General features: G+C 37.2%; 20 protein-coding genes. 14 read left to right on the top strand and 6 right to left on the bottom strand.

The genetic code is table 11. The annotated features are described in order from the left end of the window. Window positions 1–36 precede the first annotated feature (36 nt). The 3 genes from V7164_RS05335 to V7164_RS05345 are packed head-to-tail and all read left to right on the top strand — an operon-like array spanning window position 37 to window position 3,672. Entirely contained in the window at window positions 37–1,569 is a 1,533-nt protein-coding gene (locus V7164_RS05335) for an ABC transporter ATP-binding protein (RefSeq protein WP_335346190.1), read from the top strand. Then, window positions 1,562–2,713 carry an ABC transporter permease gene (locus V7164_RS05340; protein WP_335346191.1) on the top strand — a complete coding sequence of 384 codons (1,152 nt, stop codon included), beginning with the start codon at window positions 1,562–1,564 and terminating at the stop codon, window positions 2,711–2,713. The genes V7164_RS05335 and V7164_RS05340 overlap by 8 nt, the downstream gene beginning before the upstream one ends. Beyond that, window positions 2,713–3,672 carry an ABC transporter permease gene (locus V7164_RS05345; RefSeq protein WP_335346192.1) on the top strand — a complete coding sequence of 320 codons (960 nt, stop codon included), beginning with the start codon at window positions 2,713–2,715 and terminating at the stop codon, window positions 3,670–3,672. Before V7164_RS05340 ends, V7164_RS05345 begins: the two co-directional genes overlap by 1 nt. A 350-nt stretch (window positions 3,673–4,022) precedes the next feature. On the opposite strand, the gene V7164_RS05350 is transcribed toward V7164_RS05345, so the two are convergent. Beyond that, window positions 4,023–5,795, bottom strand: coding sequence for a PhoX family protein (locus V7164_RS05350; RefSeq protein ID WP_335346193.1), 1,773 nt, complete (start codon window positions 5,793–5,795; stop codon window positions 4,023–4,025). Window positions 5,796–6,281: 486 nt separating this feature from the next. After that, window positions 6,282–7,331 (bottom strand): 2,3-butanediol dehydrogenase, encoded by a 1,050-nt coding sequence (locus tag V7164_RS05355; protein ID WP_335346209.1) that lies wholly within the window; start codon window positions 7,329–7,331, stop codon window positions 6,282–6,284. 182 nt (window positions 7,332–7,513) lie between these two features. Here V7164_RS05355 and V7164_RS05360 point away from each other — a divergent pair, with 182 nt between their 5' ends. After that, the gene (locus V7164_RS05360; RefSeq protein WP_335346194.1) at window positions 7,514–8,095 is read left to right on the top strand and encodes a TetR/AcrR family transcriptional regulator; all 582 of its coding nucleotides are present in this window, start codon (window positions 7,514–7,516) and stop codon (window positions 8,093–8,095) included. A 114-nt stretch (window positions 8,096–8,209) separates the two neighbouring features. Next, window positions 8,210–8,917, top strand: coding sequence for a hypothetical protein (locus V7164_RS05365; RefSeq protein WP_335353562.1), 708 nt, complete (start codon window positions 8,210–8,212; stop codon window positions 8,915–8,917). 945 nt (window positions 8,918–9,862) lie between these two features. Here the strand turns inward: V7164_RS05365 and V7164_RS05370 are convergent. From V7164_RS05370 to V7164_RS05380, 3 genes are read right to left on the bottom strand one after another with little or no spacing between them, the layout of a single operon-like run. After that, window positions 9,863–10,621, bottom strand: a complete 759-nt coding sequence (locus V7164_RS05370; RefSeq protein ID WP_335346196.1) for an ABC transporter ATP-binding protein — start codon at window positions 10,619–10,621, stop codon at window positions 9,863–9,865. A gap of 4 nt (window positions 10,622–10,625) precedes the next feature. Beyond that, entirely contained in the window at window positions 10,626–12,932 is a 2,307-nt protein-coding gene (locus V7164_RS05375; RefSeq protein WP_335346197.1) for an ABC transporter permease, read from the bottom strand. A gap of 54 nt (window positions 12,933–12,986) precedes the next feature. After that, window positions 12,987–13,619 (bottom strand): TetR/AcrR family transcriptional regulator, encoded by a 633-nt coding sequence (locus tag V7164_RS05380; RefSeq protein WP_335346198.1) that lies wholly within the window; start codon window positions 13,617–13,619, stop codon window positions 12,987–12,989. Between the two features lie 1,576 nt (window positions 13,620–15,195). Here V7164_RS05380 and V7164_RS05385 point away from each other — a divergent pair. After that, window positions 15,196–16,188: an LLM class flavin-dependent oxidoreductase gene (locus V7164_RS05385; protein ID WP_335353563.1), complete on the top strand. Its 993-nt coding sequence runs from the start codon at window positions 15,196–15,198 to the stop codon at window positions 16,186–16,188. Between the two features lie 95 nt (window positions 16,189–16,283). Here V7164_RS05385 and lspA read toward each other — a convergent pair whose 3' ends face one another. After that, entirely contained in the window at window positions 16,284–16,733 is a 450-nt protein-coding gene (lspA, locus tag V7164_RS05390; RefSeq protein ID WP_335346200.1) for a signal peptidase II, read from the bottom strand. A gap of 388 nt (window positions 16,734–17,121) precedes the next feature. On the opposite strand from lspA, the gene V7164_RS05395 reads away from it, so the two are divergent. The 8 genes from V7164_RS05395 to V7164_RS05430 all read left to right on the top strand — a co-directional run bounded on the left by V7164_RS05395 (window position 17,122) and on the right by V7164_RS05430 (window position 25,329). Next, on the top strand, window positions 17,122–17,427 hold the full coding sequence (locus V7164_RS05395; RefSeq protein ID WP_335346201.1) for a hypothetical protein: 306 nt from the start codon (window positions 17,122–17,124) through the stop codon (window positions 17,425–17,427). Window positions 17,428–17,766: 339 nt separating this feature from the next. Then, window positions 17,767–18,627 (top strand): amidohydrolase family protein, encoded by an 861-nt coding sequence (locus V7164_RS05400; protein WP_335346202.1) that lies wholly within the window; start codon window positions 17,767–17,769, stop codon window positions 18,625–18,627. Between the two features lie 274 nt (window positions 18,628–18,901). Next, complete coding sequence (locus V7164_RS05405) at window positions 18,902–19,420, top strand: topology modulation protein (protein ID WP_335346203.1); 519 nt, start codon at window positions 18,902–18,904, stop codon at window positions 19,418–19,420. Window positions 19,421–19,527: 107 nt separating this feature from the next. Beyond that, window positions 19,528–20,049 (top strand): DIP1984 family protein, encoded by a 522-nt coding sequence (locus V7164_RS05410; protein ID WP_335346204.1) that lies wholly within the window; start codon window positions 19,528–19,530, stop codon window positions 20,047–20,049. A 271-nt stretch (window positions 20,050–20,320) separates the two neighbouring features. Then, window positions 20,321–21,151: a pentapeptide repeat-containing protein gene (locus tag V7164_RS05415; protein ID WP_335346205.1), complete on the top strand. Its 831-nt coding sequence runs from the start codon at window positions 20,321–20,323 to the stop codon at window positions 21,149–21,151. 194 nt (window positions 21,152–21,345) lie between these two features. Next, on the top strand, window positions 21,346–22,386 hold the full coding sequence (locus V7164_RS05420) for an ABC transporter substrate-binding protein (protein WP_335353564.1): 1,041 nt from the start codon (window positions 21,346–21,348) through the stop codon (window positions 22,384–22,386). Between the two features lie 269 nt (window positions 22,387–22,655). Then, entirely contained in the window at window positions 22,656–24,104 is a 1,449-nt protein-coding gene (locus V7164_RS05425; protein ID WP_335346207.1) for an MFS transporter, read from the top strand. Window positions 24,105–24,123: 19 nt separating this feature from the next. After that, a complete protein-coding gene (locus V7164_RS05430; RefSeq protein WP_335346208.1) occupies window positions 24,124–25,329 on the top strand; it encodes a M20 family metallopeptidase in 1,206 nt (401 codons plus the stop codon). Window positions 25,330–25,719: the final 390 nt, after the last annotated feature.

Below are 25,719 nucleotides of genomic sequence, written 5' to 3' on the forward strand. Positions count from 1 at the left end.
CTTTTAAATTATTTTTCCTGAAAAAGGAGACGAAAGATGTCTGATTATATTGTAGAAATGAAACATATAACCAAACGATTTCCTGGAATAGTAGCGAATGATGATGTATCCATTGGTATTAAAAAAGGAGAAATTTTTGCCTTGCTTGGAGAAAATGGTGCAGGTAAATCAACTCTGATGAGTATTTTGAGTGGAATGTATGAACCGGATGAAGGAGAAATTTATATTCGGGGAGATAAAGTACAAATTAGTTCACCGAACCATGCGGCAAAGCTGAACATTGGAATGGTCCATCAGCATTTTAAGTTAGTCCCTGATTATACGATTACAGAGAATATCATATTAGGTGTAGAGCCTATGAAAAAATTCGCAGGTCTCTTTCCATACGTAGATATTCGAAATGCCAATCGTAAAATTGAAGAACTGTCTAAAAAATTTGGTTTAGAAGTGGACCCTACGAAAAGGATAGCTGATCTTACTGTTTCGATGCAGCAACGGGTAGAAATTTTGAAGGTGCTTTATCGTGAAGCAGAAATCCTTATTTTTGATGAACCAACTGCAGTCTTAACGCCACAAGAAATTGATTACTTGCTCGGTATTATCGAAGGCTTAAGGAACGGTGGAAAAACAATCATATTAATTACACATAAGCTAGAAGAAATTAAGAAAGTGGCCAATCGATGTGCTGTATTGAACAAAGGTAAATTAATTGATGTGTTGGATGTAAAGACAACATCGGTTAATCTTATGGCTCAATTAATGGTAGGTAGAGAGGTTAGTTTTGAATCTGAAAAAGTACCAGCTCAGTTTAAAGAGGAAGTATTGAAGGTAGAACATCTAACTGTTAAAAATGAAGATGGATTTGAAGTAGTGAAAGATGTATCCTTTACCATCCGCAGCGGCGAAATATTTGCAATTGCTGGAGTCGCAGATAATGGTCAAGTTGAAATAGCGGATGCCATTGCTGGATTAACAAAGGTTAGCGGTGGGAAAATACTCCTCGAGGGTAAGGACATTACGAGTGAAAGTATAAGAAACAGAACAGAAACGGGAATATCTTATATACCTGAAGATAGACAAAGCTTTGGACTATTTTTGGATTTTGATTTATCAACTAATTTAGCATTAAAGCAGTACTATAGGGAGCCCTTTTCTAGTAAGGGAATCTTAAATAAAGAGGAATTTGAGCAATTTGGCAGTCATTTGATTGATAAATATGATATTAGAAGTGGACAAGGTATTAAGACGCAAGTTCGTTCGATGAGTGGCGGTAATCAGCAAAAAGCCATTATTGCTCGCGAAATCGAGTTACAATCGCCGCTTATGATTTTCGTTCAGCCAACACGGGGAGTAGATATTGGGGCGATTGAAAATATTCATAAAATGATGATTCAAGAACGAGATAAAGGAAAAGCGATCTTACTTATTTCATTAGAATTAGATGAAATTATGAATGTAGCGGATACCATTGGAGTTATATATAATGGCCAACTTCAAAAAATTGCTAGCAGTGAATCCTTAACAACGAATGAAGTCGGCGAATATATGATGGGGGCAAAGCATGAGTAAAGATAAAAGGAAAAAAAACTTAAGTGATAGTCTTATTCGACCAATAAGAAATGAGAAATGGCAGCCTATCACCATTCCATTAATATCCATAATCATAAGTTTTATAGCTGCGGCTGTTGTTATCCTATTAATTGGCAAAAATCCCTTACAGGCATTTTATAACTTATTCCAAGGGGCAGGAATCTTGCCTAAGCCTTCTTATGCTGGCTATAAGAGCATGTTAACTGACTTTTTGATTTTGCTAAATGCCATGACCCCACTTGTGTTTGCAAGCTTGGCAGTTGCTGTTGCTTTTAAAGCGGGTCTATTTAATATTGGGGTTTCCGGTCAAATGCTCGTCTCTGGTTTTATAGCGACGATTATAGTTGGTTATAGTGGTTTAGATGCCATAATCGCAAAGCCGCTTGTTTTGATAATCGGATTTGTCGCTGGAGGATTAATAGGAGGATTAGTAGGGTGGTTAAAATATAAATTTAACATTAATGAAGTCGTATCTACGATTATGTTAAATTATACTGCCCAATATGTCATCAGCTTTTTTATTCAGATGTACTATATAGATCCTGTTTCAAGACAATCTAAATATATTTCAGAAGCAGCAAGATTAACTTTAGTAAATGTAGAAATAGCCAACTTGAAAATGGATATTCCATTGGGCTTTATATTAGCCATCATTACCGCTATTTTAGTAAAGTTTGTCATGGACAAAACAGTAGTTGGTTTTGAACTTAAAGCGGTAGGTTCCAACCGTAATGCAGCAAAATACTCAGGAATTAATGTTGGAAGAAATACAGTCTTAGCCATGGTTATATCAGGAGGCTTGGCTGGTCTTGCAGGTGTCACTTATTATTTAGGTTATTTTTCTTCCATACAGCCAAAAGTATTATCAAGTATCGGTTTTGATTCAATTGCTGTATCACTATTAGGAAACTCCCATCCAATTGGTGTTATTTTTTCATCATTTTTAGTATCAATTATCGATCAAGGAAGCACGTATATGAGTTCACAGTCTGGAATTAGACAAGAAATTTCTTCTGTTATCATTGGGTTAATCCTATTGATTAGTGCATGTGGTGAATACATGAAATATAAAGTCAGACGCCTGAAGGAAAAAGAAGTGGATCGAAAGGAGCGTGAATCCTAATGGATACAATAATTATTGATGGATTATCCTTTGCTCTGCCTCTTTTTATTTTGGCAATAGGCGGAATATATAGTGAAAAGAGCGGTATTATCAATTTAGCACTTGAGGGCTTTCAAGGTTTTGGAGCATTCATCGGAGCGCTGTCAGCTATTTTAATCGCAAATGCTACCGGTACAGATATTCAAGGTCTATTTTATGTGGCGTTACTATTTGCGATGATTGGCGGGATGACTTTTTCCATTATTCATGCTGTGCTATGTATTAAGTTTAAAGCCAATCAAGTGATCAGTGGTGTCGTGATAAATATTTTAGCGTTAGCATTAACGACTTTCTTAACGACACAAATAAATGCACTTGTATTTGGAGCGGCTTCGGACAAGTTTCGATTAGGTGTATCGGAGCGGTTTACGATTGAAGGTTTAGGCAATATCCCAGTGATTGGTGCGGTCTTTACGAATATGTATCCGTTCGAAGTGATTATCGTAGTGATTGCTATTTTTGCTTGGTATCTTTTATATAAAACTAAATTTGGCATGCGCCTAAGAGCGAGCGGGGAAAATCCTCAATCAGTTGATGCAGCAGGTGTAAATGTATCGAAAATTAGGTTTTCTGCGGTTCTAATATCGGGTCTATTATCAGGTCTAGGCGGCATTTGTTTTGCCTATTCCATTTCAGCTAACTTTTCTTCAAATATTTATATGGGATATGGATTCTTAGCCATTGCTGCATTAATTTTTGGTAATTGGAGGATTCTCCCTACTTTAGCTGCTTGTCTATTATTTGGTTTTGCAAAATCTGGTGGAGCATATATTGCTCAGTCAATGGCATTACCAAGTAGTTTCACCGATTTATTCATGATTTTACCGTATGTATTAACGTTATTGTTATTAATCTTTTTCTCTAAATCAAATCGCGCTCCGAGAGCATTAGGTGAAATTTATGATAAAGGAAAGAGATAGATAAATTTTATAAGCATCTCAGAGAAGGTCTTTCATAAGTTTACTGAACTGGTGGGAGGCCTTTTTTTATATAGTTGCAGTCAAATGAGCATAAATGTTCATTGTTTTGTTGTATTAATGTCCTTATGCTCTGCTTGTTGATTCTCCTTGGTATGAACAGATCTGTTATAAAACAAGGATCGTTTTCTCTTCATGGGGTGACCGATTGGAAGATCGTACCTCAATCTTAGTCTTTTCTATTGGTTGAAATTTGCTTATTAAGTTTTATTAACTGATGGATGTTGTTAAAAAATGGAAACCTATCTATAAAAGTTGGATAGGTTTCCATAAAGAATGATATTTATAGAAAGTTAATTATTATCTTTTATATCTTTTCCATTATTACCTAGAGCGGGCAGGCCAGAAATATAACCTACATTACCTGGATTTTGAGAACCAGCCATTAAATAAGTAAAACCATCTAAGTTATCAATTGCTTGGATTCCTGTTACTTCTCCGCCATCTGGAGCGGAAAGAATACGTGACAGTTTCTTAGTATCAATATTATATGCCCAGCCAAAGTTGTTGACATGATTGCCGCTATCTTCAGCAATAAATAAAGTTCTCATTTTTTCAGAGTATACAATGTTATCTGGGTTAGCAATTTTATCAACGTTTGCTTTGTTGCCATCCGCATCTTTTACAAGAAGGTCTTCTCCCATTATCAGACCAGCCATTTCATTTGCTACATATTTACTGTTAATTTTATTCCCATCTCGGTCTTTTTGATTTTCAGCTAAATTCATTTCATAGATTCCACCAGCGTTGATTTTAGGAACTTGGATATCATCAGTAGGATCATTAGGGTTAGCTAACATTCCACCACTAATTGTAGACATGGTCATATATATTTTATTATCTGCCTTATTCATTTCGACTGTTTCCATTTTGTTGAATTCAGCGGTTGCTCCTTGGATGGCCCCATAACGGCGAGATTCTAGGAAGGCTGCTGCTTTTTCCATTCCAGGTTTAACCTTTAACCATTCATCTCTGCCACCTGCTTTTGTTCTTGTGAATCCATTTGCTTTTGCGTATTCCGCATCTGTAGTCGTCTCAAACATATCGCTGAATTTAGTGCTTTGTGCTAATTCTTTAATTTCTTGATCAGTAGCCTGTCCTAATTTAATCCATTCTAACTTCGCAGACCCGCCATTTTCTTCACCTGTTTGAATCCATTTAGCCGCATATAAAGTGCCTGCCGATAAATCTTTTGCTTTATCAGCAATATACATAAATGCCATCGTGTAGCTGCCATCATCCCCAAAATAAACAGTACGATTATCTGGTGCTACCTTTACATTTTCAATGGAAAGCCGCCCCATGCTATAGTGTTTTACCGCAGTTGCTTTTCCTTTATTATCAATTGAGATTTCCGGAACATAGCCATAAAGATAAGGATTACCGATGGCTGTTGGATCTTGATAGTAATTACGTGCAAACTGAGTAACGGAAGATTTTTCAGGATTTGCCTCATGTGCTCTTGCGTCAGGCTCATATTCTTCACTTCCTAAATGTGTATTCCAAGGAGATAAAGAACCTGCACAAGGAGTCCAAATTCCGCCATCAGAAGAAAAATCAATTGGAATCATATCAGTTACTGTTAATTCTCCAGTTTCCTTATTTTGTTCGATTGTATTTAACATCATTGTTTCCGGCATGTTTCCCACTTGATTCGAAGGGATACTTTCATAATGATTCACCATATATATTTTTCCATTTACCTTTAAAAGTGTGTTGCTATCTGGAGATGAAGAAATATAAGGTGTTCCATCAGCCTTTGTTATCATATTTCCATTTACATCATATGTTGCACCTGCGATTTTTCCGTTAATTTCATCGCCAGGTGTAAACAAGGATTTGTACTCTAGCGGCATAGTTTGTTGAGTGCCATTTTTGTATGTAACCTTAACAGAAGCTTCACTGTACATTTTGGAACGTTCTTCATTTGTGTCAGGTGCAGCCATTCCAATAAACTCTACTTTTTCCACTGGAATGTTTTTATTAGATTCTGCCAATACATTCGTAGCTGTAGGAAATAAAACTGCTAAACTTAATAATGGAGCGACATATTTTGCTTTTTTCATTTTCATTCCTCCGATTTTTGTTTCATCTCTTAATTTCTCTTAAAGTATAAGTAGGGTGTGTAAATTGAAGGTTATGAAAATGTAAATGTTCTAGAATACTAATAAAAATGAGTAATTGGTTCTAAAATATTTCATGAATAATTGGTATGTTTTCAGTGGTTTTATAAGAAACAAAGTGAAATTAGGACTAATGCAATAGGGGATGGCAAGACTTTTGAAAAAACACAATAAATTTTATGTTAATTTATTGTAAAGTGAAACGGATATGAGTTCTTAAAAGAGAGCAAACCGCGTATCTTTATTCTATCCGACATCGGAGTGCTTATATCGTTACCCGATACGGACAAGTTCCTAAACGATAAACCTAAAGATCTTGTGAATTTTGACAGAAATGGATCGCATGATCATTAAAGAAAATCGTAAAATATATTCTATTAAAAAGGCTGCGGAGAATATTTTCTCACGCAGCTTTTGATATTGCTTTTATTATTTTTCCCCACCGATTTCTACAAGAATTTTGGCTTGTGAAAGGTCACTAGACAAAGTATGGAATCCTTCTTCAACGATATTATCCAGCTTAATTTTCTTCGTCATGATTGGCTCAACATTGTTATGATCATCACTTAAAATTTCAATTGATTTTTTAAATGTTTCATGTTCATAGCCAAGTGAAGAAGATAATTTTACCCCGGATGTCATTAATGTGATGGGGTTAAATTCAAAATCACGCGCATGGATGGCTACAACAACAACATTTCCTTTAGGTTTTGTAGATCTGATTGCTGAATCAAATGTCGGTTTCACACCTGCAACCTCAAGTGATGCATCTACACCATTTGGATATCTTTCTTTAATAAAGGCAACAGCATCATTTTCTTTCGTATTTAATACTTCAGTCGCTCCAACCTCTTTTGCCTTTGCTAAACGCTCATCAGACAAATCAAATGCTAAAATATCCTTAGCACCGGCTGCTTTGGCCGCAACGATTGTGAATAAACCGATTGGGCCAGCACCAAATACGGCTATTGAGTCTCCTTCCTTAACTTCTGCTTCCTTCACCGCTTGAGCAGCTACAGAAAGTGGTTCTACTAATGCAGCTTTGTCCAGGGATATGCTATCTGGAACTGGAACTACATTATCTTCATTTGCTACAAAATATTCAGCAAAGGAACCATCTGTATGAAGTCCCGCAGAATAAAACTGATAGTATCTATCTATTTTCGGTGAATGGTTGCCTGAAGTAACGACAGGATTCACAACAACACGATCACCTTTTTTGAATTTTTCTACGTTTTTACCAACTTCTTCAACAACGCCTGAAAATTCATGTCCTAATACAAGTGGTGCCTTTTCTCCTGTTAGAGGATTTGGCTTGTCAACCTGAACAAGTATAGGTCCAATTTCATATTCATGTAAATCTGTTCCACAAATACCAGACCAGCTGACTTTGATTTTTACATCATTGTCTCTAACTGGCTTGACATCTCTTTCCTCTACACGAACATCTTTATTTCCATACCAAACGGCTGCTTTCATTTTTTCTGCCAATTTAAATCCCTCCTAGTATCAGTAAGCCCTTTCACAAAATCATAAAAAAGGCTTGTCTCTCATATTTACTGTATCATTTAGAGGAGAAAAGCCGATAAACACAAATCATTTCAATGATGTTTAAACAACAGTTATAATAGAATTGTTGATTATTTGTAAGGAGGATGTTCATGAAGCGGGATAGAAGAGTGCAGCGGACAAGGACAGCCTTGCAAAATGCTTACCTCCAACTGATGAAAAATTATGAAGAACATGAAATTACCGTATCCATGATTACAGATGAGGCTGACATTAATCGGGCGACATTTTATACACATTTTTCAAATAAGGAGGATTTTCTAGAGGAAATGCTTTTCGAGCTCTTAGCTGGCTTTGAAAATGCGATATTGCGTGCTTTTAGTCATCAAAACAAAATTAACGTTGACAAGCTCACTCCAACTACAGAAGTGATTTTTCAATATTTTGAAGACCATAAGCAAGCATTCTACGCTTTATCTATGAGTCACAGGGACTTTGAGAAGCGGCTAGAAAAATTATTCCATCAAATATTTACAGAAAAAATCTATATAGAGACGAAATCACCGCAAGACAATCTAAATTATGATATTTTTATCCATTATCAAACAAAGGCAACACTTAGCCTATTCCACTATTGGATAAAATCAAATTTCAGCTACAGCAAGGAATACATGATGGACCAGCTAACACTGCTATCTAATACACAAATAACAAGCTTAGAATTAAGAAGATGAGTTCGGATTTTTCAAAAAGGGTGTAGATCAGCTCTTTTTGCTTCGTATCGCTGGGCGATATAACTTGCAAATAAATCTAAAAACCTTCATATTTAATAGGAAAGGAGGTCCGATATGCGACGTGATATACAACCGAATGAACGAGCTTTCTCAACTAAGGAAGTGGCAGAAGAAGTTGGGATAGCAACACCCACTGTTCGAAAGTATGGCCAAATCTTAGAGCGGAATGGATATGAGTTTTTGAAAGATGGCGATCGACGTATATTTGTTCAATCTGACATTGGAGTGCTTATAGCGCTACGCGATACGGACAAGCCGCTAGACGATACAGCTAAAAACCTTGTGAATCAACAAAAAGAAAGATTAGAAGGATCGCATGAAACAGAGATTGCGATAACCGATACATATGAAAATTTACCTCATGACCCCAATCAATTAAAAGAGGTCTTAACGTTTTTAGTCAATGAACTCGCAGCTACACGTGAAATGAATATTCAACTGACGAACGATATGTCAGATCTTAAAACAAAGGTTTCCCGACTTCAGCAAGATCATCATGTTATTAGTTCTAGCATTGGAAATTCAGCTCAAAAAACTAATTCTAAAATTGAAAAATTAACCGAACAACAAAATATCCATTACGTAACATTGCTGCAACAAGAAAAACAAAAAAGTGAACTCTTGCAAAAAGAAATACAAAATATGCGGGATGAACAGAAAAAAGAATGGAGTTCACAAAATGACTTTAATAAACGTTTAGAAGAAGCGATACAAAAGCCTAAAGAAAAATGGGGAGGGCTTTTCTCCATATTCCGAAAATAAGGTGACTGTTTAAGATTTTTAAGCGTAATTGTGTAATGAAGTGGGAATGAAACACCCATAGTTCAAAAGTAGTTGCCACATTTTAGAGTGAAATGGTTATGAGTTCTAAAAAGAGAGCAATCCGCGTTTCTTTGTTCAATCCGACATCGGAGTACTTATAGCGTTACCCGATATGGACAAGTCCCTAGACGATACAGCTAAAGTCCTTATGAATCAACAAAAAGAATGATTAGAATGAACCAATGAACTCCCAGCCACTTGTGAAGTTTCTCGACTCCAACAGTTCATCATGTCCTTATAGTGTTCCTCAAGAAATGAGCTGGTCAGCTCTTTTTTTGATTCGTATCGCTGGGCGATATACTCTTTCAATAAATTCCCCAGAACCTTCATCTTGAAGAAAAGGAAGTCTGATATGTGACATAATATACATCGAATGAACGAGCATTCTCTTCCAAGGAAGTGTGATTGCAACACCCACTATTCAAAAGTATGGCCACATTTTAGAGTGGAATGGATATAAATTCTTAAAAGAGAGCAAACCGCGTATCCTTGTTCAATCAGAAAACGGATCGCTTATATCGTTACCCGATACGAACAAACGGGGCAGGTTAATCAAATAACGATTCCAGTTGCCTAAATAACATCTGAATTTAAAATATAGTAGATTGTAAAACATAAGTGTTAGAGGGAATTGTCTTGGATAATAAAAAATAATGCTTTAAAGTCTTTTTTTTTAATTTTTGTACACTCCTAGGTTGGTTATAGCTTGTAAGCCTTCGTTAACTCATTCTTACATTTTAAAACATTTACCGTTTGTTTCTCTCTGAGTTTTTTAGTAATTTAATGATTCATGTACTTGCTTCATACACAAATATTGATTCCGTGCTAGCGAAATGCAAAAAGACGTTTGTGGTTCAGTGAAGACCACAAACATCTTTTAAAAGCTTATATTCCTATTTCCAACATTTTCGCTGTTACCTTCTCGACTCTGCCATCTATATCCAAACCATCAAATTTTGGCAGTTTCATTTCGCTTACGATATTTCCGTCACGCATAAACATAATACGTTCCGTCCTAGCTGCAACCTTTGCATCATGGGTCACAAGCATAACTGCAGTACCATCTGAGTTAATCTCGGATAAAATATCCATAATCTCCTGAGCAGACTTCGAGTTGAGCGCCCCTGTAGGCTCATCTCCAAAGATGATTTTCGGATTGTTCATAAGTGCTCGACATATTCCCGCACGCTGAAGCTGCCCTCCCGAAACCTGGGTAATATCACGCTTTTCAAGCTCTGAAATACCTACTCTTTCCATAAGGTTTCTTGCCTTTTTCAAAATTTTTACGGTGTTCTTTCTATTGCCCTTTATTGACGGAAGGATGATATTGTCAAGAATGTTTAGGTTTTTTAGCATAGTCGGCTGCTGAAAAATAAATCCCATTTCTGTTCGGCGTATATCTGAAAGCTGCTTCTCTCCGATTGCCGATAAATCTTTGTTGTCAAAAACAACTTTTCCGCTATTAATACCATCCATCCCACTTAGTGCAAACATTAGTGTAGATTTTCCAGAGCCAGAAGGTCCCATAACCGAAACGAACTCGCCCTCCTTTATTTCTACAGAGACTCCATCGAGAACATTTCGTTGCTCATCTCCCACTCCGAAGGATTTAACTATGTAATCACCAATAATAATCTTATTCATATCCTTACTCCTTTATATTTTCGGATATTTTTATTTGCCCTGCACGTGTTGTGCCAATCACTGTTGCAATAAGCACCACGCATATCATCATCAATGGACTTATCAGATACGCAGATAGCGGATTGACTGCAAAGTTAAACGTTGATGCTCCAAACGAGGAGATTACTGCACCCGCAAGCATTTCTCCGACTGTATTTGCCAGAAGTGTGCCAAGAACAATTCCGACAATCAAAACGAAAACCGAACGGGAAACATATTGCACCTTAATATCAGAGTTTGTAAAACCGAACGCCTTCATAACGGCAATGGAATATCTATCCTTGGCAACAAGCATTTTCATGAACAACAATGTAACCAGTACCGCTATGACCAGTGCAACCGCAATTGCTGCGTAGGAAGCCGTTTTGACGGAACTTATTGTCGAGCCGAGGGTCTGCAAAACAAATTCATCGATATCTGAAGTCTTTGCAAAATCAAATTCTTCCGAGTATCCTACAACCTTACTGTCAACGAGAGATTTATCTGAAAGTTCAACACAGACAATGGTCCACATGACATTCGCCGAATTGTCAGTGAATATTGCCTTTGCGGTTTTGCCACCATTGGTAACATCGGAATAAATTCCACTTACTGTGTAATCTCGCTCCTTTCCTTCCATTACCAGTGTAATGACATCACCGACCTTTTTGCTCATCTCATCAGCATTTATAGTCGATAGTGAGATTTCGTTTTCTGTAGTAGGCGCTCTGCCCTCAGAATACTCTATAGGAAATGCCGAATGGTCACCGAGTTCAACTTTTATGTTTTCCTCTGACCAATTACTCGTTTTTACTTTAAAAATCTTTGTTGTCAGAACAGCATATTTTGAAACGTCCCTGTCGTTTTCAATCGTCTTTACAATTTCACCGGTTTTATCAAGGTTATTGGTCTGAATGCGCAGATCGTAGTTCCCAATCCCCATATATTGAATGAAGCTTTTTGAGGAAATCGTGTTGTATAGGTTCTGCGGAACAATAATAATAAAGGCTGAAATCACCAGTACCACAAGCATTGTGGCGTAAAGTCTTTTTCTTGCGAGAACATCCTTAATTCCTAGAAAAATATTCGTGCTAAACAGTCTGTTTCTAATTAAGGTAAAACGCTTAACACCAGCTTTCTTTTCCTGTGAAGTACCAAAACGTATAGCCTCCGCAGCGGAAATTTTTCGAAAGCGTTTCAAAACTAAGTTTACATAAGTAACAATTGCAAGAAATACAAGTAATATGCCAATGATTCCTAAAACTAAGGCAAAAGAAGAATTTTCGCTTTCGCCCATATAAAGACGTATATTTTCAAGAAGCATACCTTGGATCATAAGCGAAAGAATAAACCCAAGAATACTACCTGCCGCTGCAATAGCTGCATATTTCGCAAGATAAATCTTCTTTATGTCGGAAAGACGAAGCCCTATTGCTTTCATAACACCAATTTCACGGTAGTCGTCTTCAATTTTCGCAAGGAGGGTAAAGCGTATGCTCATAAATGCAATTGCAACGACAAGTGCGCTTACAAGAAAAATAACTGCAATCATCATCCCGTCTGAAATGGCGTTCATCGTTTTGAAAAGCATAAAGGTAACCGTTGGTCCGTTTGCTTCAAGACCTGCGGAAGCGTAAGCTGTTTCAAATTCGCCGAGGCCTGAGTAATCCTTTAATCTAAACTCAATCAAATACTCAATACTTCCAAGGTCTTTTATTTCCGCGAAATCCTTGCTGCTTACAAGAAATCGCTTCGATGCGGAGAGTGATGAATTCATGGTCGAATCACGGAGAAATCCCGTAACAGTAAATTCCTTCCCACTTATTACGGCCTTGTCACCGACCTTTGTAGTATTGTCCTTCATATAGGCCACTGGAACATAAATCTCGCCGTCAGATACGTTGATGATGTTGCCATTAAGATCAAGAAGATAATCGAATTTTTCGTTCTGTATGCTGAAGCCGTTATCCTGAACACTATTCGTAAGCGAATTATCGCCTAAAATAATCTGCGAGCCGTCAATGCCTAGAAACTCAACTACCTGGTATTCTTTGACGTTGTTATTTTGCTCAGCAAAGGATGTAAGCCGATTCAAATCGCTTTCACCCGAATGCATCTGCATAAAATGTGGCGTTTCAGCCTTTTTCATAAGTGTATCCAGCGCTCCCGTCAGATTGATAACGAGAATCGCTGCGAGTGAAACAAGCATAGCTGCTGCAGCGACAAATATCATGGTAGTCAGTGTTATTGCTTTGCTCTTTAACATGTCGTTGCGAATTATTCTGTTATACATAAGTCACCTCTGTTTTATGCTTTTTTCCTATTATCAATAATGGAATTCTGAGGCCTATTCTTCGCCGCCAAACATCTGGATAACTTCCATTAAACTTCCATTTTTAGCTCCGAGAAGTCTTTCTGCATTGAAAATAAACGCATGAATCCGTGAAGCACGCTCCTCGGCAGTCATTTCAACCATATCATCATCAAAAACGGTATTCATATAGGTCACAACCATTTCCATACACTCGTATGGGTACGGTGTTTGGAACATCTCCTGTTCAATGCCATCTTGGATTATTTCCGTCATAATTGGCGTAATACCGTTAATAATGACCTTTTGTATTTTCTGATGCATAAGAGCATTCTGTGGCTTATGAATGTGCTCCATTATTTCCTTATTGCTTCCACCCCTTAGATTCATGGACAATACAACGAGAACGATACGCTCGATTATAGGGATTCGTTTGTCCTTGGAAATTTCCTTTGCTACGCCTAAAAGATGGTTATTATAGCGTTCAATCAACGCATCCATTAGATCCTCTTTCGACTTAAAATGATAGTAAAGCGTTCCACGCGCAATTCCAACCTTATCGAGAATATCCTTTGTCGTTGTCCCGTCAAATCCTTTTTGACCGAAAAGCTCATCTGCAGCATCCAGTATTTCGTTCCTGCGCTCCTCAGCCTTTTTGACAACTCTCATTTTCACACCCCTCGTTATCGACCGACTGCCTGTCGATACTAGAATAGCATTCTATTTAAAATAGTAGTGTAAAAAAATTGTAAAATTATATCAATTTTGGAGAAAGCAAGAGATGCAGATACCGTACATTCGTAATTATTCGCAGGATTTCATACAACTTGATAATTAGTAGTGAACTAAATGAAGGGGAGGACAGATACGATATATGCAAGTGAAGGCATAGTGAAATAAGGGAGTATTATAAAACCTCATGATTTACCATGTGATATACATTCTCCACGCCACCCCTGGAGGCTTTCCCTCCTATGTCTTGCCCTTTCATTCCTTCGTCATACCTATCCAAGAGGTGGAGGCCAGTTTTGCTATCGGGGGCTTTAACACAATACGGAATAAAAATAAAGAGCCTAAATTATGCAAGTTTTTTTACACTACTTGCGTAATTGGGCTCTTTTTACATTTATAAAAGCTACTGTCATTTTTATAGCTTTTTATTGCCTAATACATTACGACTATGTGAACGGATAGGAAAAAACATCCTAAAGGGTGGCATGATGTAATAACGCCTTACCAAAAAAAGAAGCTTCTCATAAGTCATAGACTTTTAAAAAGGTTTGTTTCGTATCGCTGGGCGATATAACTTGCAAATAAATCTAAAAAACTTCATATTTAATAGAAAAGGAGGTCCGATAAGCGATGATATACAACCTAATGAACGGGCATTCTGGATGAAGAAGTTGGGATTGCTACTCCCACTGTTCGAAAGTATTGCCAAATCTTAGAGCGAAATGGATATGAGTTTTTGAAAGATGGCGATTGACGTATCTTTGTTCAATCTGACATTGGAGTGCTTATAGCGCTACGCGATACGGACAAGTTCCTAGACGATACAGCTAAAGTCCTTATGAATCAACAAAAAATGATTAGAATGAACCAATAAACTCTCAGTCACTTGTGAAGTGATATCCAGCTGATTAACGATATGTGTAAGTTTAAAATAAAGGTTTCCCAGCTCCAACAGTTCATCATGTCCTTAATAGTGTTCCTCAAGAAAGGAACTGGTCAGTTCTTTTTTTGATTCGTATCGCTGGGCGATATACTCTTTCGAAAAAATCCTCAGAACCTTCATCTTGTAGAAAAGGGAATTTCATATGTGACATAATATACATCGAATGAACGAGCATTTTATTCCATGACACCCACTATTCAAAAGTATGGCCACATTTTTGAGTGGAAAGGATATAAGTTCTTAAAAGAGAGCAAACCGCGTATCTTTGTTCGATCAGACAACGGATCGCTTATAGCGTTACCCGATTCGAACAAGTCCCTAAGACGATACAACCAAAGACTTCGTGAATCAACAAAAAGAAAGATTAGAAGCAACCAATGAAATAGAGATTGCGATATCTCATACTTTTGAAAATTTCCCCCTCGACCTAATCAATTAAAAGAAATCAATATATTTCAAATTTCAACAAATTTCCGGGGAAATATCGACAATTTATGAGTTTAAATAGACAGACTGACAAAAAAGTCGATATGCTGATAGGATAAACGAGTAGAAAGGATGTTTCATAGGATGAGATTAAGTATATTGGATCAAGCCCCCATTACAAGCGGGAATACGGCTACCGATGCTTTGAAAAAGGCGGAAGAATTGGCTGTTTTAGGAGATGGATTAGGCTATTATCGAATGTGGATGGCAGAACATCATGCGACCACAACTTTTGCAAGTTCAGCTCCTGAAGTGTCGGCAGCACATTTGGCTGCAAAAACCAAAAATATTCGTATCGGAACCGGGGGAGTGATGTTGATGCATTATTCCCCATTGAAACTAGCTGAGGTGTTTAAAACGTTAAGTGCATTTTCACCTGGCCGCATTGATTTTGGTATTGGTCGAGCTCCTGGAGGGGATAACTATTCCATTTATGCTTTATCTGAAGGGCGCCAACCAATGGTAAATAATATGTATGAAAAATTTGATACAGCACTGCAGTTGATTAACGATGAAGTACCCGAAGATGACTTATATAATAAAACAATCGCAACACCTTCCCAAGTTATTTTGCCAGAAGCTTGGCTGTTGGGGTCGACTGGCAATAGCGCTGTTCAAGCTGGACGTAGAGGTGTAGGCTATTCCTTTGCACAGTTTTTCAATGGCGAAATGACGAAAGAGATTTTAGATACATACAAAAGGAATTTTCAACCTTCAGCTTTTATGGAGAAACCGCAAATCAATGTTTCTTATATGGTGACAACAGCTGAAACAAAAGAAGAAGCTGAATTTGAAGCAAAGCCTCAAGATATTTGGCGATTACAGTTTATGAGGGGCAGGATCGGGTCAGTTTTAACACCAGAAGAAGCCCGTGATTATCCATTGACGGAAATGGATCACATGATCATTAAAGAAAATCGTAAAATTCATTTAGTGGGCGCAGTAAATGAAATCGCAACATTGTTACAAGAAGAGCAATCTCACTATGGATTTGATGAAGCGATGATTTGTAGCATTCCTCATTCACAAGAGAAGCGTCTAGATGTTTATCGATTATTGGCACGGGAGTTGTTTTAAAAATTCTCTCGTCCACAAGGAACGTGAAGGGTGATTGAAAAAGTTCTGACCCCAAATACGGTATTGCTATATGGGGTCAGGCACCCATTTCCATTTTACCAAGAGAATCTATTACTTTTTCTCAACCAGCTAATGACTCCATAAATAATTAGCAGTAACACCCCTATCTCGATAGCATGGTCGGCCAAATTAAGAATTCCACCAGAGCGAATGATAAAATCTGTCACCTGCCCGAATAAAAATCTATCAATGCCATTTCCAATGGCTCCTCCGACTAGGAATCCAAAACTACTATCGATGAGAGCACCATTAAATTCTCCAGTTCTGCGAAAATATAAAACACCTATCACGAACAACACCGCGACAACTCCGAAGAGCCGTGCATAGCCTTGAAATAAACCTCCTGCCATCCCACTATTTTCGATATGTGTGAATTGTATTCCCCACAATGTAAATCTTTCATTAATGTCAATGTAAATACGAATTAGATATTTAGAAAGCTGGTCCATCACAATAACGAGGATTGCAATTACATAAAATAGCATATATTGTCCTACTTTCCTGCAGAATTATTTGCATTCTAGTCATCATTATAATTGAAAGCTTTTTTCTATCCTATTAAGACGCTCTTATTCGTATGTTCAATAGTCTCTATCAAATCGATGGGTATAAAAAGCAATAGAGGATAAAGCATTGTGTATAAGCTTCTTTTTCAATTCTTGTGTTACAATGGTGATATCATTCATATTAGGGGATTTATGAAAGTGAAGGGATCGGAAAAAAATGTCCACTGTTCTTACATATTTTGTTACCCTTATTGCCATTGTGATTTCAATATTTGTTACACTTTATATCAAGTCTGAACTAGAGCGGATGTTCGGGGAAGAAAAAGATGTGTTCGCTTTTCATATATGTAATGTGATTATTATCTTAATGGCTGCTTTTGTAGTAAATGCTGTAATGACTATTTATTTCAGTGGGAATGGATTCAATTGGATGCTGCAGATAGTCATTCTCCTATTCATGATCTTACCCATTTATATTTTGGGGCACCTTGCATTTGAAAAATATAAATTTGTATATCGAAAATACAATACTGCTGAAAACGGAAAAGTGATTGTACTTAATGAAAAGTACATAAAAAAGAAAAAACCATTTTCAAAACTGAAAAATTATAATGCCATTTCAAAAGAAAATAATTCAAAGGAACATAAAAACAAGAGGTTTTCCAGGAGTTGAGTAAACTTACGGGAAGCCTTTTCTTTATTTCTGAAGAATAATAATGATAGAGGAGGAATTTTAGAAGGGTTAAAGAAATAATCGTGATAAAAAGTCAATCCAGAGATTAGCAGTATGGTTATGTCTTATACCGAAATGCTATACGAATTGTAAAATATTTTAAAGCCGCCTCTTTAATTTCAGTGCTTTTCAAAAAAAATACCTCGAATTTTTTAAGAACCTTCCTCAGTTGTATTAGCAAATTAAGTAAGTCTAATCAAGCGAAAAATTTCATAAATTTTAACTTATAAAAGTAGGTAATCTTATCGACCAGATTCTATGTTGAAATGGAGGATTAATATGATTGTTGATTGCCATTTTCATGTGGATGAAACAATGCTGACTTTAGAAAAAATGATAGAGGGTATGGATAAAAATGATGTAACTAAAACAGCACTAATTGCTCCCATGAACGAAACAATGTTCGAATTGGATAGCACTTTTCAACGAATTTTACAACGCTTAGTCCGGTATCTAATATTAAATGCACCTCAAATTGGGCTCGAAATTTATGATGGTCTAGTAAAAGGTGGCTATTTGAAACTTTACGGCAAGTCATACAAGATTTTTACCAAGCCGAGCAATGATATTGTTGCTGCTGCAATTGATAGATTTCCAGACCGGTTTCTAGGCTGGGTAGCAGTGAATCCAATGATTCCTGAATCAATGGAAGAAGTAGAATTATATCTTAATAAACCTAGTTTTATTGGAGTGAAAGCACATCCGTTCATGCATGAATATAGTATTAAGGCACTTGATCCAGTTGCGGCTATGTGTGAATCAAAAGGCATACCTATGATTATTCATCTATCTTCAGAACCAGAATCCTATAAATATTTACCTGAAAATTACCCTAAACTTAAATTAATTTATGCCCACGCCGGTCTTCCATTTTGGAAAAAACTATGGAAATACATTAAGGATCAACCGAATGTATTTGTTGACACATCAAGTGATTATCTTAATCCATCTATTGTAAAGAAGGCAGTGGAATCTTTAGGATATCGTAAAGTTCTTTTTGGTTGCGATGGACCATATGGAATGGAAAAGTTTAATAAATATGACTATTCGGCAAAGAAAAGTTGGATTGATTTGCTTCAAATTCCTGATAACCAAAAGGAATATATACTTGGTAAAAACTTTTTAGGATTGATTGACTAAATCAAAACTCTATCAACCAATTCAATAAAAAATTATTTAAAGAATAATATAAATTTACCATTATGATGTAATGTGCTTATTACCTTGAACAAAAAGCCGTCCAAATGGGCGACTTTTTTTCCCTTATTGGATTATCGAAGGACGAAAGTATGTGGAATGGAGTTAAAAGAAGTGCTATCTGCTGGTGCTCACTTGGTTTATATTGGAATTAGATTAAGGTCCTAATGATGATTCGGATAAGACAAAGGCAAACGCAAAGGGGGGCTAATTAGTTGTGAAACGCATTATGGTGATTGGTGTTTCTTCCGGGGTAGGTAAATCAACCTTTGCACGTAAGTTAGGGGAAGTACTGGATATTAATGTTTATCATTTAGATGCCTTCTTTTGGAAACCTAATTGGGTACAAGCTTCGATAGAGGAATTTTCGGAGGCTCAGCAGGAAATCGTCAATCAAGATCAGTGGATAATAGAAGGAAACTACACGCCGACCTTTGGCGTTCGTACGGAACGAGCAGATACAATCATTTACTTAGAACTTCCACTGCATATCTGTTTGTACCGTGTTTTGAAAAGATGGATAAAGAACATAGGAAGGACCCGTCCGGATATGGGAAAGGGATGCAAGGAAAAAATAGATTGGGATTTTATCAAATTTATATTGACCACTTATAGTCCACGAAAGAAAAAAATGGTTGAGCGAATTCAGGAATTTCAAGCCAGAGATTCTAAAACGGTTATTATGTTGAAAAATAAACAGGAAATCAAATCATTTTTCGAGAACTTTAGTAGATAAATGGGTTAAAATCAATAATATAAAAAATGAATAAGAAAAGTGATCATCTATCATTCGTAGAAAACTCTTGTACATAATATGAATATTCTAAAGAAAGGGTGGATTAAATGAAAATTACATTAGCACAGGCGATTAATTTACTTTCTAGTCTGCATAGAAAGGTCAATGAATTGCAAGGTGAGTTTTTCACTGTTCACGTAATTGAGGTTCCAAAAGGAGAGACTTACACTCCATTTGAACGATCAGTGGAAGATGTTTTGAAAGAATTATCTGAGGTTCAGTCCGATTTACTGGAATTGAAAGAAATCGTCCAACAAGCTAATTTAAGTAATTTGGTTGAATGGGATGGCTGTTCCATTTCAATGATTCGTGCGATTGAAACTGCAAAGCAGCTGCGGGAACGTCTTAATCTTCTCAAAACCCTTGCGACAACTAAAAAGCGCGAATTCACAGTTCACCGCCATTCAGGTGCCATAATGGAACAAATTGCTTTATTTGATCCAGCTGAATTCAAAAAACAATCTGATAAACTATCACGCCAAGTGGAATTGCTGTCTAGCAAAATTGATAGAGTTAATTATACTGTTGAAATCGATGTTCCACTTGCAAGTAAATATTTAGAGGCGTGAGCAGCTTTGAGGGTATTGTGCCAATACCTTCATGGGTGCTTATGCACCAAATGAGTTGGGAAGTGTTAGCGACCCATTGCTTTGTGGGTAACAAAGTATTTAAACATTTTACAACTGGTGAAGCGAACGGAACCGCCTTACGCTTTACGTTCTTACGCCTAACGATTCACGAACGGATCATCTCATTAGTAACAATAGACTGCTGCGTTCCCAATCTCATTTATCCTATACAATCTTGGGAATATTAATCGTTTCTAAGGAAGTGTATGTCTTGTCTAATTTATTAAAGAATGACAAAAGCTTAAAAGCAGACTGTGAAAATTGCTTTGCATTATGCTGTGTGGCTTTGCCTTATGCAAAGTGTGCAGATTTTGCAAATAATAAAGATGGGGGTACTCCTTGTCCCAATCTACAATCAGATTATCGTTGTAGTATTCATAGCAATCTAAGAGAAAATGGGTTTCGAGGCTGCACTGTTTATGAATGTTTTGGTGCTGGGCAAAAGGTTTCTCAGGTGACATATGGCGGAAATGAATGGCGGGGCAAGCCGGCTCTAGCTAAAGAAATGTTTGACGTATTTCCGATCATGCAGCAGCTTCATGAAATGCTTTATTACTTATATGAAGCAATTCGTTTAGAAGAAACAAGATCCATCTACGATGAATTACAAACAGCCATTGAAAAAACCGAAAACCTTACCTATCTAAATTCGAAGTCTATTTTAGACATAGATGTAACAGCTCATCGAGCACTTATTAATGAGCTGCTTCTGCGTACAAGTGAACTAGTTCGTGCAAAAACTTCAAAAAATCCAAAGCCAAATAAATGGATCAGAGGAAAAGATCTTATTGGTGCAAAGCTAAAAGGTGCCAATCTGAGAGGATCTAATTTACGGGGGGCTTTGCTCATAGCCGCTGACCTCCGACAAGCAGATTTGAGATGGACTGATTTTATCGGCGCCGACTTAAGAGATGCTGATTTAAGCGGTGCTAATGTGACAGGAAGCCTATTTCTCACTCAAGCACAGGTGAATTCGGCTAATGGTGATAGGCACACAAAATTACCTCCTTCCTTAAAGTTTCCCGATCATTGGCTAAAATAACCTAAACTAACATCTTTGTTTAAACAGAGGTGTTTTTTATTACTCTATTTTTTTATCCCTTTAAAGCCTAAAAGTTTTTTGTAATTTTCAGTTGTTTATAAGTAGATAGACATGGTATTATCGAAATATTAACAATTATTAATACTTGAAACCGGTGTTTAATAAGATCAAGTAGAGTAGAGGAGAGGAATGGCATGAAAAAAATTTGGATGACCCTAGTATGCTGTACGTTGCTCGTGCTTGCGGCTTGTGGGTCTAACAGCAGTGGGGGCAGCAGTAGCAACAGTAACAGCGATAGTAGCAGCTCGGATGGCGGCGGCAGTAAAGAAGCAGAGAAAACAGTTAAAGTTGGAATTATTCAGCTAGTAGAACATCCGTCACTAGATGCAGCTCGAGAAGGTTTTGTAGCGGCAATTAAGGATGCTGGGTATGAGGAAGGAAAAAATCTGAAGCTTGATTATCAGAATGCCCAAGGTGATATGAATAATAATATGTCTATCGCACAAAACCTTGTGGCTGATCAAAACGATGTCATTCTAGCAATTGCAACTGCTAGTGCACAAGCAGTTGTCCAATCTACTAACGAGATTCCAATTCTCTTTACAGCGATTACAGATCCAGTTGGCGCGAAACTAGTTGAAAGCTTTGAAAATCCAGGCGGAAATGTATCGGGTACATCCGATACACATCCAGACGCCATCAAAAATACAATCAATGCTATTAAAAAATTCATCCCTGATGCCAAAAAAGTTGGGATTATCTACAACTCAGGTGAACCAAACTCAGTCGTTAACGTAGAAAACGCAAAGAAGGTTATTGCAGAAATAGGACTAGAAGCTGTGGAAACATCTGTATCTACAAGCTCAGAAGTTAAGCAGGCTGCTGAATCTTTAGTCGGAAGAGCAGACGTATTCTATATTCCAAAGGACAACACAGTTGTATCAGCTCTTGAATCTGTTATCACAGTAGCAAATGAGAAGAAAATTCCAATGTTTGTTGGAGAAGGCGATTCCGTAAAGCGTGGAGCATTTGCTTCATACGGGCTAGACTATCATGACCTTGGCTATTCTACTGGAAAAATGGCATTAGACATTTTAAACGGTAAAAAGCCAAGTGAGATCCCAGTTGGCTTCCCTGAAAACTTAGAGCTAGTCATTAATAAAAAGGCAGCTGAGCTTCAAGGGATTACATTAACTGAAGAAATATTGAAGGATGCAAAAATAGTAGGGGAATAAGATAAAATCACACTGCAAAGTATAAAGCAGTGTGATTTTTTATTTTAAGATAAACATCTATTTAGTAATAACCATCTTATAAAGATAAGAAAACCCCGGGCTGTCTCCTTTTTCCAAGAAAGAAGTTTCTTTAGCAAAGCTAAGGATTATTGCATTTTTATATATCATTTTATGATAATTTTGCAGTAAATCTCAAATATTAAATGTGAACCAAAAAATTCAGCTTATGCTAGAGCCACTTTATGATCCTAATATTAGGAGGAAAAACTATGGAAGCAACTAGTTATAAAGGTACAAATAAAATGATTATCGGTATTGTATTTGGGGTTATTGCGTTTTGGCTATTTGCACAGTCGATGGTCAATGTAGTTCCGGCTGTTCAAAAAGATTTAGGCATTTCACTTGGCACATTAAACATTGCCATAAGTTTAAGTGCATTATTCTCTGGATTATTCATCGTTGCTGCTGGAGGGCTAGGAGACAAAATTGGTCGAAAAAAAATGACCTATATCGGGTTAATCCTAAGTGTTATCGGCTCCCTGTGCCTTGTATTAACACAAGGAGCTGTTTTACTGATCATTGGTCGTGTACTTCAAGGATTATCAGCAGCATGTATTATGCCTGCCACAATCGCTCTCATGAAAGCTTATTTTGAAGGTGCAGAACGTCAGCGTGCTTTAAGTTACTGGTCCATCGGATCTTGGGGCGGCTCAGGAGCAGCTTCCTTCGCAGGTGGTGCCATCGCAACGTATATGGGCTGGAAATGGATTTTCATCTTTTCTATTATATTCTCTTTACTTGGTATGTGGCTCATTAAAGATACGCCAGAAAGTAAAGGTGAATCAACAGGTGCTTTTAAATTCGATTACTCTGGGTTAATCGTTTTTATTATTACTATGGTTGCATTGAACATATTTATTACTTATGGATCTGCTTTAGGCTGGACAAGCTTCATTACAATCGTTCTGGCAGTTGTAACAATTATTGGAATTATGGTTTTCATCAAAATTGAAAAAGGTAAAGATATTGCTCTTATTGACTTTTCAATTTTTAAAAACAAACCATATTCTGGTGCGACAATTTCCAATTTCCTGTTAAACGCAATTGCTGGAACACTTGTCGTGGCAAATACTTATGTTCAAGTAGGCAGAGGCTTCAGTGCTCTTCAATCAGGCATGCTTTCCCTTGGTTATTTAGTTGTGGTATTAGCGATGATTCGCGTTGGAGAGAAAATTTTACAGAGAATTGGCGCAAAAAAGCCAATGGTTTGGGGAGCCCTCATCACGACTGTTGGTGTAGCATTAATGGGTCTCACTTTCTTACCTGATTTCCCATATACAGTAGCCGTTTTCATTGGTTTTGTTCTATTCGGACTTGGACTTGGATTGTATGCGACTCCATCAACGGATACTTCAGTCTCTAATGCACCTTCAGATAAAGTTGGAGCAGCTGCCGGGGTTTACAAAATGGCAAGTTCTCTTGGCGGAGCGTTCGGCGTTTCGATATCAGCAACTGTTTATGGGGCCATTTCCGCAGCCGGAAGTTTGGAAATGGCCGCATCAGCCGGGATTATCGTAAACGTTATTTTCGGAGTTCTTTCTATTCTTTCCATTATATTTTTGGTACCAGGGGATGCTGGAAAAACAGGAAATGAAAAAACGCCAAGAAAACTAAAAATACCAACTCCTGGTCAACCGGAACCAGAGCCTAGTCACTAAATAAAAGGAGAATAGACTGATGTTACTGAACGAAATAATGAAAAAGTTAGATGATAAAAATGAACGGATTATTGATATTCGCCGCTATCTTCATGAACATCCGGAACTTTCTTTCCAAGAAGAACAAACAGCTAAATATATAGCAGATTTTTATAAAGAAGTACCAGTGGATTCAGTAGAGACTAATTTCGGAGGACAGCGTGGAATCGTTGTAACCATTAAAGGTTCCAAGCCGGGAAAAACGATTGCCATTCGTGCTGATTTTGACGCCTTGCCAATCAAGGAAGAAACGGGACTTCCTTTTGCATCGAAAAACGAAGGAGTCATGCATGCTTGTGGCCATGATGGTCATACAGCCTACATGTTGGTATTAACCGAGACATTAGCTGAGTTTAAAGATCAATTAAAAGGGACGTTAAGAGTCATTCATCAACCAGCAGAGGAAGCTCCTCCAGGTGGCGCAATCGGTATGATTAAAGCGGGTGTTCTTGATGGCGTAGATGCAATCATTGGGATCCATGTCATGTCTACAATGAAAACAGGTCATATTTATTATAGAAGCGGGAATACACAAACAGGCCGATCTTATTTCAAATTAGTTGTTCAAGGTAAAGGTGGACATGGATCGTCCCCTCACTTGGCAAATGATGCAATTGTGGCAGCAAGTTCATTCGTCATGAATGTACAAACAATCGTTAGCCGCCGCATCAACCCATTTGATACAGCTTCGGTTACCATTGGTAATTTCGATGGAAAAGGGACATTCAATGTCATTAAAGATGCCGTGACCATTGAAGGCGATGTCCGGTCCATGTCTTCTGAGACGCGAGATATCATAGAAACAGGTGTGCGTGCTTTTGCGGAAGGATTAGAAGCTTCTTATGGAGTAAAGTCTATTCTTGAATATAAGAATGACTACCCCGTTCTATATAATGACCCTGAAGTAACCGAACATGTACATCAAGCTCTAGAACAAGCATCTATTCCAGAAGTTGAAGCTGTTTTGGAAACACCGCCACAGCCACCATCCGAAGACTTTGCTTATTATCTTGAAAAAGTGCCAGGATGCTTCTTCTATGTCGGTGCGGCTCCTGAGTCAGGTGAAGCCTATCCACATCATCATCCTAAATTCGATATTGATGAGAAAAGTCTTATCATTAGTGCGAAAGCTATGGCAGCAGTTGTCACATCTTACTGTGATGGAAGCAAAGAAGATAGTAAATAACGATAAACAAAAATGCAAAAAAACTGTTGTCATCTCTGATAACGGTTTTTTTGCATTTTTCGGGTAATACTCTTTAGGTCAGTTTTACTAGTTTTCCCTAAACCGCTTTCATTATTCGACAATGTTAATTTTTGGTTAGAAACTAAAAAATAATAAATAAGCCCTATAAATTGTAATTTTTGACATATAAGTTTTACGTAAATTTTGGTTATATTTTTCCAACCCTATTAAAAAATGACAAATGGACTACTTCCTTCTAATTCATTATTCCTAAAAAACATTCTTATTTCAAGATATTTACAGGAGTAATATAACAGACAATATTCGACAAAAAATATGGGAGTATTTGACCAAATTGTGAACAGATGTTACTAAATATATAGGTAATAT

This window comes from Bacillus sp. JJ1474, from assembly GCF_036965225.1.
Lineage (GTDB): Bacteria > Bacillota > Bacilli > Bacillales > Cytobacillaceae > Cytobacillus.